Origin of the sequence: Streptomyces rubellomurinus (assembly GCF_000961885.1) — a bacterium.
GTDB classification, from domain to species: Bacteria; Actinomycetota; Actinomycetes; order Streptomycetales; family Streptomycetaceae; genus Kitasatospora; species Kitasatospora rubellomurina.
The window spans coordinates 1-12,863 of the sequence record NZ_JZKH01000088.1; the positions used below are offsets into that span (position 1 = coordinate 1).

At 73.8% G+C, this 12,863-nt stretch carries 13 protein-coding genes; 3 read left to right on the forward strand and 10 right to left on the reverse strand.

The window, feature by feature from the left end; all coding sequences use genetic code 11:
* The 4 genes from VM95_RS40770 to rimP all read right to left on the reverse strand — a co-directional run.
* Positions 1 to 406 (reverse strand): translation initiation factor IF-2 N-terminal domain-containing protein (locus tag VM95_RS40770; protein WP_208615557.1); only part of this gene is annotated, 406 nt, incomplete at its 3' end.
* Between the two features lie 226 nt (positions 407 to 632).
* Entirely contained in the window at positions 633 to 926 is a 294-nt protein-coding gene (locus tag VM95_RS30655; RefSeq protein ID WP_078860788.1) for a YlxR family protein, read from the reverse strand.
* A gap of 77 nt (positions 927 to 1,003) precedes the next feature.
* Positions 1,004 to 2,002, reverse strand: a complete 999-nt coding sequence (gene nusA, locus VM95_RS30660; RefSeq protein WP_045702930.1) for a transcription termination factor NusA — start codon at positions 2,000 to 2,002, stop codon at positions 1,004 to 1,006.
* A 54-nt stretch (positions 2,003 to 2,056) separates the two neighbouring features.
* Positions 2,057 to 2,587, reverse strand: coding sequence for a ribosome maturation factor RimP (gene rimP / locus VM95_RS30665; RefSeq protein WP_045702932.1), 531 nt, complete (start codon positions 2,585 to 2,587; stop codon positions 2,057 to 2,059).
* Positions 2,588 to 3,351: 764 nt separating this feature from the next.
* On the opposite strand from rimP, the gene VM95_RS44770 reads away from it, so the two are divergent.
* Complete coding sequence (locus VM95_RS44770; RefSeq protein WP_045702971.1) at positions 3,352 to 3,921, forward strand: ferritin-like domain-containing protein; 570 nt, start codon at positions 3,352 to 3,354, stop codon at positions 3,919 to 3,921.
* A 62-nt stretch (positions 3,922 to 3,983) separates the two neighbouring features.
* The gene (locus tag VM95_RS30675; protein ID WP_045702934.1) at positions 3,984 to 4,910 is read left to right on the forward strand and encodes an aminoglycoside phosphotransferase family protein; all 927 of its coding nucleotides are present in this window, start codon (positions 3,984 to 3,986) and stop codon (positions 4,908 to 4,910) included.
* A gap of 18 nt (positions 4,911 to 4,928) precedes the next feature.
* On the opposite strand, the gene VM95_RS30680 is transcribed toward VM95_RS30675, so the two are convergent.
* The 5 genes from VM95_RS30680 to dxr all read right to left on the reverse strand — a co-directional run bounded on the left by VM95_RS30680 (position 4,929) and on the right by dxr (position 10,506).
* Positions 4,929 to 5,480 (reverse strand): GNAT family N-acetyltransferase, encoded by a 552-nt coding sequence (locus tag VM95_RS30680; protein ID WP_045702936.1) that lies wholly within the window; start codon positions 5,478 to 5,480, stop codon positions 4,929 to 4,931.
* Positions 5,481 to 5,544: 64 nt separating this feature from the next.
* Positions 5,545 to 6,420: a GNAT family N-acetyltransferase gene (locus tag VM95_RS30685; protein WP_045702938.1), complete on the reverse strand. Its 876-nt coding sequence runs from the start codon at positions 6,418 to 6,420 to the stop codon at positions 5,545 to 5,547.
* Positions 6,421 to 6,562: 142 nt separating this feature from the next.
* The gene (ispG, locus tag VM95_RS30690) at positions 6,563 to 7,723 is read right to left on the reverse strand and encodes a flavodoxin-dependent (E)-4-hydroxy-3-methylbut-2-enyl-diphosphate synthase (protein WP_045702940.1); all 1,161 of its coding nucleotides are present in this window, start codon (positions 7,721 to 7,723) and stop codon (positions 6,563 to 6,565) included.
* Positions 7,724 to 7,867: 144 nt separating this feature from the next.
* Entirely contained in the window at positions 7,868 to 9,172 is a 1,305-nt protein-coding gene (locus VM95_RS30695; protein WP_045702942.1) for a M50 family metallopeptidase, read from the reverse strand.
* A gap of 104 nt (positions 9,173 to 9,276) precedes the next feature.
* Positions 9,277 to 10,506, reverse strand: coding sequence for a 1-deoxy-D-xylulose-5-phosphate reductoisomerase (gene dxr, locus VM95_RS30700; RefSeq protein ID WP_045702944.1), 1,230 nt, complete (start codon positions 10,504 to 10,506; stop codon positions 9,277 to 9,279).
* A 68-nt stretch (positions 10,507 to 10,574) separates the two neighbouring features.
* On the opposite strand from dxr, the gene VM95_RS30705 reads away from it, so the two are divergent.
* Positions 10,575 to 11,243, forward strand: coding sequence for an SDR family oxidoreductase (locus VM95_RS30705; protein ID WP_045702946.1), 669 nt, complete (start codon positions 10,575 to 10,577; stop codon positions 11,241 to 11,243).
* Between the two features lie 74 nt (positions 11,244 to 11,317).
* On the opposite strand, the gene VM95_RS30710 is transcribed toward VM95_RS30705, so the two are convergent.
* The gene (locus tag VM95_RS30710; RefSeq protein ID WP_045702948.1) at positions 11,318 to 12,760 is read right to left on the reverse strand and encodes an aldehyde dehydrogenase family protein; all 1,443 of its coding nucleotides are present in this window, start codon (positions 12,758 to 12,760) and stop codon (positions 11,318 to 11,320) included.
* Positions 12,761 to 12,863 lie beyond the last annotated feature (103 nt).

The window sequence follows — 12,863 nt, forward strand, 5'->3', positions numbered from 1 at the left end:
GAGCGGCGGGGCGCGCCGCCGGGCGCGGGCCCGGGGTCGGCGCACCGGCCGGACGCGGCGCGGCGGCGGGGGCGGCCGGAGCGGCCGGAGCCGCGGCAGCCGCAGGGGTCGGACGGGGACCGGGGGTCGCGCTGGGGCGCGGACCCGGGGTCGGGGCACCCGGCTTGGGTGCACCCGCGGCGCCTGCCGCGGGCTGGGGCGCCGCGGGCTTCCGCGGGCCAGGCTTGGCAGCGCCACCAGAGGTGGGGGCCACACCAAGCGCGTCAGTCAGCTTGCGCACGACCGGCGCCTCGATCGTCGAGGACGCCGAACGGACGAACTCACCGAGCTCGGTGAGCTTGGCCATGACGGCCTTGCTCTCCAAGCCAAGCTCCTTGGCGAGTTCATAAACCCGGACCTTAGCCACTTCACTCCTGTCTATGAGTCCGGGGGTCTCGTCCGCCGGACTGTCGCTACTTCATGGGCGTACCCATCGCGTACTCATCGCGTACTCATCGAGTGCTCATCGCAATCTCGACCTACTTCCACATCGCGAGGTACCTGACTGGTGGCACGGCGCGCGGCTGCCCGAGCGCTGTGCTTGTTGCGGTGGTTCTCCGCCGCGCGGGGCGGCGGCCGTCGCGGGAGCGCGCCTAAGCGGCTCCGCCTGCCCGCTCCTCGATGAACCCGCGGAGCCGTTCCGTGTCGAGCGTCCCCTGGAGCCGGAAGGCCCGGGGGAACGCCCTGCGACGGACCGCGAGGTCGAGGCAGGCCTGATCGGGGTGCAGATGCGCGCCCCGGCCCGGCAGTGCGCCACGGGGATCGGGGACGCAGACGCCCTCGACCGCCGTGACACGCAACAGCTGGTGCTTGGCCGCGCGCTTGCGGCAGCCCACGCAGGTGCGTTCCGGGCGTGCTCGGACATGCGTCCGGCCAGACGAAGGCAAGTCTACCCCTCCGAAGCGACATGGCGCCGCCCCGCAGATCCCGAGGGGACCGGCGGGGGCGCCTGGAACAACACCGACTACTCGCCCGCCGATTCCGGCTGGCCCTCGGTGTCCGGTCGGATGTCGATCCGCCAGCCGGTCAGACGGGCGGCCAGACGGGCGTTCTGCCCCTCCTTGCCGATCGCCAGCGACAGCTGGTAGTCCGGCACGATCACCCGCGCGGAACGCTGGGCCAGGTCGACGATCTCCACGCTGGTCACCCGCGCGGGGGACAGCGCCGAGGCGACCATCTCGCGGGGGTCCTCCGACCAGTCGACGATGTCGATCTTCTCGCCGTGCAGCTCGCCCATCACGGCGCGCACCCGGGCGCCCATCGGGCCGATGCAGGCGCCCTTGGCGTTCAGGCCGGCCCGGCGCGACCAGACCGCGATCTTGGTGCGGTGGCCGGCCTCGCGGGCGATCGCGGCGATCTCGACGCTGCCGTCCGCGATCTCCGGGACCTCCAGCGCGAACAGCTTCTTCACCAGGTTCGGGTGGGTGCGCGACAGCGTCACCGAAGGACCGCGGACGCCGCGGCGCACCGCGACGACGTAGCACTTCAGCCGGGTGCCGTGCCGGTAGTCCTCGCCCGGGACCTGCTCCTGCGGCGGGAGGATGGCCTCCAGCTTGCCGATGTCGACGAGCACGTTCTTCGGGTCGTTGCCCTGCTGGACGACACCGGTGACGATGTCGCCCTCCTTGCCCGCGTACTCGCCGAAGGTCTGGTCGTCGGCGGCGTCGCGCAGGCGCTGCATCATCACCTGGATGCCGATGCTGGACGCGATCCGGCCGAAGCCGCTCGGGGTGTCGTCGAACTCCTTCGGCTCGACGCCCTCGTCCAGCTCGGCCGCGTCCTCCAGCGCCCACACGGTGACGTGGCCGCTCTTGCGGTCCAGGTGCACCCGGGCCCGGCGGCGCGAGCCCTCGGTGCGGTGGTACGCGGTGAGGAGGGCCGACTCGATGGACTCGACCAGCAGGTCGAAGGGGATGTTCTTCTCGTTGACCAGCGTGCGCAGGGCACTCATGTCGATGTCCACGGCTACGCCTCCTCGTCTTTCGTCACGTTCTGAATGCTGTGCCCGGCCCCCGGTTCACTGCGCACCGTCGTCACCGCCGTCCTCCTCGTCGAGGAGGTCGTCGTCGTCCTTGCGGTTGAACTCGACCTGGACGCGCGCCCGGGCGACCTCGGTGTACTCCAGCCGGCGCTCCTTGGGACGGCCGCGCCCCTTCACCGGCTGCACCTCGACCAGCGCGCCGTCCTCGTCCGCCGCCAGCACCCGGGCGACGAGCTCCCCGCCGTCCACCAGGTGGATCGCGGCCAGCCGGCCCTCGGCCCGGTGCCAGTGCCGCGGCAGCGCCAGCGGCCGCTCCGCGCCCGGCGAACCGACCTCCAGCAGGTAGGGCTCCTCGCCCATCACGTCGGACGCGTCCAGGGCCTCGCCGACCACCCGGCTGAACTCGGCGACGGCGTCCATGTCCACGCCCTCGTCGGTGTCGACGTCGATCTGGACCTGCCGCCGGTTGCCCGCCTTGGTGACCCTGACGTCCTCCAGGTCCAGTCCGGCCTGCGTGGCCAGCGGCTCCAGCAACGCGCGCAGCCGGTCGGTGTGGGTGGTGCTCATCCGGGTGGACTCCTCGGCCGCGTCTGCTGTTGTCAGAAGGTCGCTCCGCGCCCCTCGGGTCACGGCAGCTCGGCCCAAAGCCTAGCCGGTGCTGTGCCCAACCACCGATTCCGGACCGCCCCCCGCCGCCGGCCCGCCACCCACTGCGAGCAAGCTCACACCCGCCCGCCGGGCCCGTCCCACCCCTTTTTCCCGCCCCGAATCGTGTGGATTCTGTAATCATTCACGCCATCGAGGGGCGGGGAGGCCGTCCTGCCGTGCCCACCCCCGGAGTGACCCCGATGCAGCCACCCAGCCGACGGACCTTCCTCGCCCTCGGCCTGCTCACCCTCACCGGCTGCACGAGCGGCACCGACGACTCCGACCGCCCCGGCGGGGCCGGTGCGACCCCCGACCCGGACGCCCCGGTCCGGCTGCGCGCCGTCGCCGCCACCGACGCCCTGCTGGCCGCCCAGGACGCCCAGCTCGCGGCCGGCGGCCCGCAGACCGCGCTGATCCAGCGACTGCACGGCGAAACGATCCGGCACCGCGCCGCGCTCGCCGACACGCTCCCCGCCGGCGCCACCGGGGCGTCGTCCGGCCCGGCCACCGGAACGCCCGGCCCGACCACGGCGTCCGGCAGCCCGGCCCCGGGCGCCACCCCGGCCGCACCCGCCACCCCGGCCGCCGCGGCCCGGCAGGCCGCCCAGGCCCTCCTCGCCGAGCTCGGTGCCGCCGGTCCGGACCTGGCCCGGCTGCTCGCCTCCGTCGCCGCCGCCGACCTGCTGCAGGCCGCCGACCTCGGCGACACCACCCCGCCGGCCGCCCCGCCCACCGCGTCGCCGTCGCCCTCGGCCGGCGCCACGGCCGCCCCCGGCCCGGCCCCGGCCGCCGCCCTCACCGCCCTCCAGGGCGCCCTCGGCGCCGAGCACGCCGCCGTCTACGGCTACGGCGTGGTCGGCGCCCGCCTCCCCGACGACCAGCAGCGCGCCGACGCCCGTACCGCCCTGGCCGCCCACGAGGCCCGCCGCGACGTCTGGCAGCGCCTGGTCACCGGCCTCGGCGCCACCCCCGCGCCCGCCGCCGCCGGCTACCAGCTGCCCTTCCCGGTCACCGACCCGGCCGCCGCCGGCCGCCTCGCCGCCCACCTGGAGACCCGGCTGACCACCGTCTACGCCGACCTGGTCGCCGCGCTGCCCGCCCCGCACCGGCCCGGCGCCGCCGCCGCCCTGCACGAGTGCGCCGTCCGCGCCCGCCGCTGGGGCGCCCCCGGCCAGCCCTTCCCCGGCATCGCCGAACCGGCGCCGACCGCCGCCGCCACACCCTCCGCCACGGCGACGGGCGCCCCGAGCTGACGGTCATCGCCGACAATGGACCCACCACCACCCGTGGGGGAGCACCAACCGGAAGGCCGGGCATGTCGGGAGCAACACCACACCTCAGCGTCCCCAGCCGGCTGACCCGCACCGTCACCGCGGCCCACGGGGAGCCCGGCCGCCGCTGGCTGGCCGGGCTCCCCGAGCGGGTCGCCGCCCACCTCGCCCGCTGGGACCTCACCCCGGAACGCACCCTCGACCCCGGCGGCAGCCTCAGCCTGGTCACCTACGTCCACCGGGACGACCTCTCCCCCGCCGTCCTCAAGACCGGCCTGCCGACCCCCGAGACGGTGCACGAGCACACCGCCCTCACGCACTGGGCCGGCCGCGGCGCCGTCCTGCTGCTGGACGCCGACCCGGCCGAGGGCGTGCTGCTGCTGGAGCGCCTGCACGGCGAGGTCCCGCTGCGCTCACTGGCCGAGCCGAAGGCCATGCTGGAGGCGACCAGCCTGCTCCACCGGCTCTGGGTGGCGCCCCCCGAGGGGCACGCGCTCCCCGGGCCGGCCGACCGGGCCGCCGACACCGCCGCCCGGCTCGCGGAGCACCGGGACCACCCGGCCGTCGTCGAGGCCGGGGCCGTGGTCACCGAGGCGCTGGCCACCGCCGGGGAGCTCACCGCCGACGCGGGCGCCGAGACCGTCCTGCTGCACGGCGACTTCCACCACGGCAACGTCCTCGCCGCCGACCGCGCCCCCTGGCTGGCGATCGACCCGCGCCCGCTCGCCGGGGAGCGCGCCTACGACCTGGCCCGCCTCGCGCTGGACCGGGCCGACACCCTGATCGGCTCCCCCGGCGCCCCCGCCGCCGTCCGGCGCCGGCTCACCCAGCTCTCCGAGGCCCTGGAGGTGGACCGGGACCGCCTGCGCGGCTGGACGCTGCTGCGCGCCGTGGACCTCGCGCTGCGCGCGCTCGCCGAGGCCCGCCCCGAGGACGCCGAGCTGTACCTGGAGTTCGCCGGGGCGCTCTGAGGTTCCTCCGGGCGGTACCTACCGGGCGGTGGGCTCGCGCAGCGGCAGCGGCGCCCCCATCACGGCGTACAGCCGGTCCGTCGCCGGGAAGCGCACGGCCCGCGCCAAGTCCCGGTAGCCGAGCGCCCGGTAGAGCCGGCGGGCCGGGGTCTCGGCGTCGATCGCCGACAGGATGCTGCGGTCCAGCCCCGACCGCTCGCACAGCGAGCGGATCAGCCGCGAGCCGATGCCCTGCCCCTGGTAGTCCGGCAGCACGTGCAGCTCGGTGATCGCGAACACCCCGTCCAGCCAGTCCCCGTGGCCCTTGGCCGTCAGGTACGGCTCGATCACCGTGCTCCACCAGTGCTCGCGCTGGTTGGGCATCCCGTACCCGAAGCCGACCAGCCGCCCGCCGCTCATCGCCCCGAGCGCGATCACCCCGGGCTGCTGGGCGTGCCGCCCGACGATGTGCAGCCGGACGGCGACCTCCTCCGGCGTGAGCCCGAACGCCACCGCCTGGACGTCCAGCGCCTGCGGCGCCCAGGCCGCGAGGTCGATGGCCTCGATCGTCACCCCGGTCAGCTGATCCATGCCCCGGACGTTACTACCGACCGGGCGCCCCGGCGACGGATTCGCGAGCCAGGTCCTGTCCGACCTAGAACAGCACGCTCATGAACGCCCCGACCTCCCGGAACCCCACCCGCCGATAGGCCGCGCGGGCCCGCAGGTTGAAGTCGTTGACGTACAGCGAGACCACCGGCGCCACCTCGCGCAGCGCGGCCTCCAGCACCGCCGCCATGCCCGTCTCGGACAGCCCCTGCCCGCGGTGCTCGGGCGCGACCCACACGCCCTGGATCTGGCAGGCCCCGGCCGTGACGGCGCCGACCTCGGCCTTGAACACCACCTGCCCGTCCTCCCCGAACCGCGCGAACGACCGTCCGGCGGCGACGAGTTCGGCCACCCTGGCCTGGTAGAGCAGCCCGCCGTCGCCGGCCAGCGGCGACACCCCGACCTCCTCGATGAACATCGCCACGCAGGCCGGCATCAGGGTCTCGACCTCGTCCCGCCGCACCCGGCGCACCAGCGGATCGGGCGCGATCTCGGCGGACGGCGAGGAGGTGGCCAACAGCGGCTGGTGGGCCCGGACTTCGCGCGCGGGCCCCCAACTGCGCTCCAGCAGCGCCCAGAAGGCGGCGGTCGCCGCGGCCGGCCCGACGATCGAGGAGCAGCGCCGGCCCTGTCGGCGGGCCCGCTCGGCGAAGGCGGCGACGGCCTGCGGCCCGGCGTCGACCAGGACGAGGTTGGCGCCCGCGTAGCAGAGGGCGTCGAGCACGCCGTCCGCGTCGTACCAGCCCCACATCTCCCCGCCGAGCCGCCACGGGTCGAGCCCGACCGCCTCGACCCGGGCCGCGACGAAGGCGTTGGCGACCGGATCGCGGTGCAGGACGGCCAGGGCCTCCCCGAGATCGGCGGGCTCCAGCACGCGCGTGGTCGCCAGGGCGCGCGCGGCCTGGAACGAGCTGGGGAGCATCACACCTCGATCGAGCATCGAGACAGCACCTCACTGAGACGACTCTGGCCGCACCCTACTCCGTGTCCCCACCCGGCTACGGCTGCGGGGCCGTCCGCGAACGGACGGCCCCGCTTCCGGAAGAACTCACGTACCTACGGGGTCACTCCCCCGCGACGACGACCGGCGCCCCGGCCTCGACGCCGTCCGCCTGCATCTGCTCGGCGAGCTTGAGCGCCTCCTCGATCAGGGTCTCGACGATCTTCGACTCCGGCACGGTCTTGATGACCTCGCCCTTCACGAAGATCTGCCCCTTGCCGTTGCCCGAGGCGACGCCGAGGTCCGCCTCGCGGGCCTCGCCGGGCCCGTTCACCACGCAGCCCATGACGGCGACGCGCAGCGGCACCTCCATGCCCTCCAGGCCGGCGGTGACCTCCTCGGCGAGCTTGTAGACGTCCACCTGGGCGCGGCCGCAGGACGGGCAGGAGACGATCTCCAGGCCGCGCTGGCGCAGGCCGAGCGACTCCAGGATCTGGTTGCCGACCTTGATCTCCTCGGCCGGCGGCGCCGACAGCGAGACCCGGATGGTGTCGCCGATGCCCTCGGCGAGCAGCGCGCCGAAGGCGACCGCGGACTTGATGGTGCCCTGGAAGGCGGGGCCGGCCTCGGTGACGCCGAGGTGCAGCGGGTAGTCGCAGGCGGCGGCGAGCTGGCGGTAGGCGTTGATCATCACGACCGGGTCGTTGTGCTTGACCGAGATCTTGATGTCGCGGAAGTCGTGCTCCTCGAACAGCGAGCACTCCCACAGCGCGGACTCGACCAGCGCCTCCGGGGTGGCCTTGCCGTACTTCTCCAGCAGCCGCTTGTCGAGCGAGCCGGCGTTGACGCCGATCCGGATCGGCACCCCGGCGCCCTTGGCGGCCTTGGCGATCTCGCCGACCTTGTCGTCGAAGGCCTTGATGTTGCCCGGGTTGACGCGCACGGCGGCGCAGCCGGCGTCGATCGCGGCGAAGACGTACTTGGGCTGGAAGTGGATGTCCGCGATGACCGGGATCTGCGACTTCTTGGCGATGATCGGCAGCGCGTCGGCGTCGTCCTGGGAGGGGACGGCGACCCGGACGATCTGGCAGCCGGACGCGGTCAGCTCGGCGATCTGCTGCAGCGTCGCGTTCACGTCCGAGGTGAGCGTGGTGGTCATCGACTGCACCGAGACCGGGGCGTCGCCGCCGACCGGGACGTTGCCGACCATGATCTGCCGGGAGTAGCGGCGCTTGGCGAGCGGCTTGAGCGGCAGGGACGGAATACCGAGCGAGATCGCGGTCATGTGCGCAGGGTTCCCCGGGGTAGAGGTGTGGTCGACCGCCCGACCGCAGGGACGGCCGAGGCCGGGCACGCGATGGATCGCGCACCCGGCCTCCACGGTACGGCACGGTGTCGGGGCCGAGCACACCCGCGGTACCCGCAGCTCCTAGCTGATCTTCACCGGATTCACCAGGTCGGCGATCATCACCAGGACGGTGAATCCGATGAAGACGCTCGCCACCACGTAGGCGAACGGCATCAGCTTGGCGACGTCGAACGGGCCCGGGTCCGGCCGGCGCAGCACCCGGGCGACGCCGCGGCGGACCGACTCCCAGAGCGCGCCGGCGACGTGGCCGCCGTCCAGCGGGAGCAGCGGCAGCATGTTGAACAGGAACAACGAGAGGTTGATGCCGGCCAGCAGGTTCACGAAGAACGCGATCCGCTGGCTGCCGGGGATGTCCAGCGAGAAGACCTCGCCGCTGACCCGGGCGGCGCCGACCATGCCGATCGGGGAGTCCGGGTCGCGCGGGGCGTCGCCGACGACGGCGTTCCACAGGCCGGGGATCTTGCCGGGCAGGGCGGCCAGCGACCTCACCCCGTTCTCGGCCATGTCGTACATCCGGTCGACGGACTGCCCGAAGGTCTGCTGGACGACTTCACGCTTCGGAGTGAATCCGAGGAACCCGGCCTCGACGGTCTGGCCCTTGACCGGCCGGTCGTTCGCGTCGTACTTCTGCACCTGGTTGACGGCGATCGTCGGGCTCAGCGTGACCTGCTGCCCGTCCCGCTCGACCACGATCGCCACGGTCCTGCCGGCCGACTTGCGGATGTCCGCCTGCAGCTGGTCGTAGTCGCGGATGCGGTCGCCGTCGAAGGAGAGCACCTTGTCGCCCTGCTTCAACTGGACCTTGGCGGCCGGGGTCAACTCGGCGCCGGCCGGGCAGGTGTCGGTCGGCTCGCCGGCCTTGACGATGCACTGGGAGACCGAGCCGATGGTCGGCACGGTGCTCGGCACGCCGAAGCCCATGTTCACCGTCAGGAACAGCCCGAACGCCAGGATCAGGTTCATGAACGGCCCGGCGAACATGACGATGACGCGCTTCCACGGCTTGCGGGTGTAGAAGAGCCGGTGCTCGTCGCCGTCCTGCAGCTCCTCGTACGAGGCCTCGCGGGCGTCCTCGATCATGGTCCGGAACGGCGAGCTGCTGCGCTTGGTGATCCGGCCGTCCTCGCCGGGCGGGAACATGCCGATCATCCGGATGTACCCGCCGAACGGGATCGCCTTGATCCCGTACTCGGTCTCGCCCTTCTTGCGGGACCAGATGGTCGGGCCGAAGCCGACCATGTACTGCGGCACCCGGATGCCGAACAGCTTGGCCGTGGAGAGGTGGCCGAGTTCGTGCCAGGCGATCGAGACGAGCAGCCCCACCACGAAGACCAGGATGCCGATCGCCGTCATCACCGCTACCACTGCTGCTCCTCCGTCATGCCGCTCCGATCGTCATACCGTCCTACCGCAAGCCTTGCGCCGACAGCGGCCCGGCGGGAGGGCCGGACCGCCGTTCGGCCCGGCCGTCAGCCCGCCGCCAGCTCGCGCGCCCGGGCCCGGGCCCAGTCCTCCGCGTGCAGGACGTCCTCGACGGTCAGGGAAGTTCCCGCCGCCGGCACGCCGTGCTCGCTCACGACCTTCGCCACAGTGTCCACGATTCCGGTGAAGGGGAGGCCGCCCTTCAGGAAAGCCGCCACGCACTCCTCGTTGGCCGCGTTGAAGACGGCCGGGGCCGTACCGCCCAGGGTGCCCACCTCGCGGGCCAGCTCCACCGCCGGGAACGCCTCGTCGTCCAGCGGGAAGAACTCCCAGGTCGCGGCCTTGGTCCAGTCGCAGGCCGGGGCGGCGTCCGGCACCCGGTCCGGCCAGCCCAGGCCCAGCGCGATCGGCATCCGCATGTCCGGCGGACTGGCCTGCGCCAGCGTCGACCCGTCGGTGAACTCCACCATCGAATGCACCACCGACTGCGGATGGACCACGACCTCGATCCGGTCGAACGGCACGTCGTACAGCAGGTGCGCCTCGATCACCTCCAGGCCCTTGTTGACCAGGGTGGCCGAGTTGATCGTGACCACCGGGCCCATCGCCCAGGTCGGGTGCGCCAGCGCGTCCTGCGGGGTCACCCCGGCCAGCTGCTCCCTGGTCCGGGTACGGAACGGACCGCCGCTCGCCGTCACCACCAGCTTGCGGACCTCGGCCCGGGTGCCGCCGGCCAGCGCCTGGAAAAGCGCCGCGTGCTCGGAGTCCACCGGCACGATCTGCCCCGGCCCCGCCACCGCCTTCACCAGCGGACCACCGACGATCAGCGACTCCTTGTTCGCCAGCACCAGCACCCGGCCCGCCTCCAGCGCGGCCAGCGTCGGCCGCAGCCCGATCGAACCGGTGATGCCGTTCAGCACCGAATGGCACTCCATCGCGGCCAACTCGGTCGCCGCGTCCGGACCCGCCAGCACGGCCGGCAGCGCCCGACCCGCGGCCTTCGCCGCCAGCGCCTCGCGCAGCGCCGGCTCGGCCGCCGGATCGGCCACCGCCACGGTGTGCACGCCCAACCGCAGCGCCTGCTCGGCGAGCAGCTCCACCCGGCCGCCGGCCGCCGACAGGGCGACCACCCGGAAACGGTCCGGGTTGCGGAGCACCACGTCGATGGCCTGGGTGCCGATCGACCCGGTCGAACCGAGGATCACCAGCTCCCGGGGGCCGGAGGGGTCCGCCACGGTGGGCGAGAAACGCAGGTGCGGGTGGGCGAGCGAAGTCATGCGCCCATTGTGACCTGCGCTCGACACCCCGCAGGACGGCCGGGCCCGGCCGAACTACTGTCGAAGCCATGCGTACCGTCATCGCCGGGGGCCACGGACAGATCGCCCTGAAACTGGAACGGCTGCTCGCCGACCGCGGCGACCGCCCCGCCGGGATCATCCGCCGCCCCGAACAGGCCCACGACCTCACCGCGGCCGGCGCCGAACCGCTGCTGCTCGACCTGGAGACCGCCACCGCCGCGCAGCTCGCCGAACTCCTCGCCGGCGCCGACGCGGTGGTCTTCGCCGCCGGCGCCGGGCCCGGCAGCGGCGCCGCCCGCAAGAACACCGTCGACCGCGACGCCGCCGTCCTGCTCGCCGACGCCGCCGAACTCGCCGGAGTCCGGCGCTACCTCATGGTCTCCTCGATGGGCGCCGACGCCGCCGCCCGCCACCCCACCGACGAGGTCTTCGAGACCTACCTGCGCGCCAAGGGCGCCGCCGACGACGCCGTCCGCTCCCGCGACACGCTGGACTGGACGGTGCTGCGCCCCGGGCGGCTCACCGACGGCCCCGGCACCGGCCTGGTCCGCCTCGCCCCCTCCGTCGACCGCGGCGCCGTCGACCGGGCCGACGTCGCCGCCGTCCTGGCCGCCCTGCTGCGCGAACCGGGCACCGCCGGGCAGACCCTGGAACTGGTCACCGGGAACGCCACCGTCGAGGAGGCGGTGGCGGCCGCCGCCGGCCACGACGGCTGACCACCGGGTGCTCCCGCACACGACGGAGGGCCCGGTCCGCCGCGCGGACCGGGCCCTCCGGGGATCCGTACCGGTCAGAGGTCCAGACCGGTCAGGACCATGACCTTCTCGACGGTGTAGTCGTCCATCGCGTACTTGACGCCCTCGCGGCCGACGCCGGAGTCCTTGACGCCGCCGTACGGCATCTGGTCGGCGCGGTAGGACGGCGCGTCACCGATGACCACACCGCCGACCTCCAGCTCCCGGTGCGCCCGGAAGGCGGTCTGCAGGTCGTGCGTGAACACGCCCGCCTGCAGGCCGAACGGCGAGTCGTTGACGGCCGCGAAGGCCTCGTCCACGCCGTCCACCCGGTGCAGCGACAGCACCGGGCCGAACACCTCGGCCTTGGCCAGGATCGCGTCCGCGGGCAGCTCGGCCAGCACGGTCGGGGCGTACGTCGCGCCCTCGCGGCTGCCGCCGGTGAGCACCTTGGCGCCCTTGGCGACCGCGTCCTCCACCCAGGACTCGACCCGCTTCGCGGCGTTCTCGTCCACCAGCGGGCCGACGTCCGTCGCGTCGTCGTTCGGGTCGCCGGTGACCTGCGCCTTCACCTTGGCCACCACCTTCTCCACCAGCGCGTCGTACACCGACGCGTCGGCGATCACCCGCTGCACCGAGATGCAGGACTGGCCGCCCTGGTAGTTGGAGAACATCGCGATCCGGGTGGCCGCCCAGTCCAGGTCCGCCTCCGAGGACCAGTCCGCGAGCACCACGGCCGCGGCGTTGCCGCCCAGCTCCAGGGTGGTGTGCTTGCGCGGCACCGAGTCCATGATCTGGTAGCCGACCTTGTCCGAACCGGTGAAGGAGATCACCGGCAGGCGCCGGTCCTGGACCAGCGCCGGCATCCGGTCGTTCGGCACCGTCAGCACCGACCAGGAACCGGCCGGCAGGTCCGTCTCGGCCAGGATCTCGCCCAGCACCAGCGCCGACAGCGGCGTCGCCGGAGCCGGCTTCAGGATGATCGGAGCACCCACCGCGATCGCCGGGGCGACCTTGTGCGCCACCAGGTTCAGCGGGAAGTTGAACGGGGCGATCCCCAGCACCACGCCGCGCGGGAACTTGCGCACCACCGCGAAGCGCCCCACGCCGCCCGGGTCGGTGTCCAGCCGCATCGTCTCGCCGTTGGTGCGGCGCGCCTCCTCGGCGGCCCAACGGAACACCGACACGGCCCGGCCGACCTCGCCGCGGGCCCACTTGATCGGCTTGCCGTTCTCCGCGGTGATCAGCCGGGCGATCTCCTCGGTCCGCTCGGCCAGCCGCTTCGCCACGTGGTCCAGCGCGGCGGCACGCTGGTGCGCCGGCGTGGCGGCGAACACCGGCAGCGCGGCGACGGCGGCGTCCAGCGCCTCCTCGACCTGCGCCTCGGTCGGCACGCTGACCCGGCCGACCAGCCGGCCGTCCCAGCTGTTGTGCACCTCGAAGTCGGCGTCGCCGCTCGCCCGGCGGCCGGCGAGCCAGAAATCGTGCGTGGTGGTCACCGTGGTACCGGCCTCTCCTCGTCGTCGTACGGCCCACGGGAGTGGGACCTGACCCGAGGGTAGGTGCGACCGTCCGCCGACCGGATTGGCCGCCGAGGAGCGT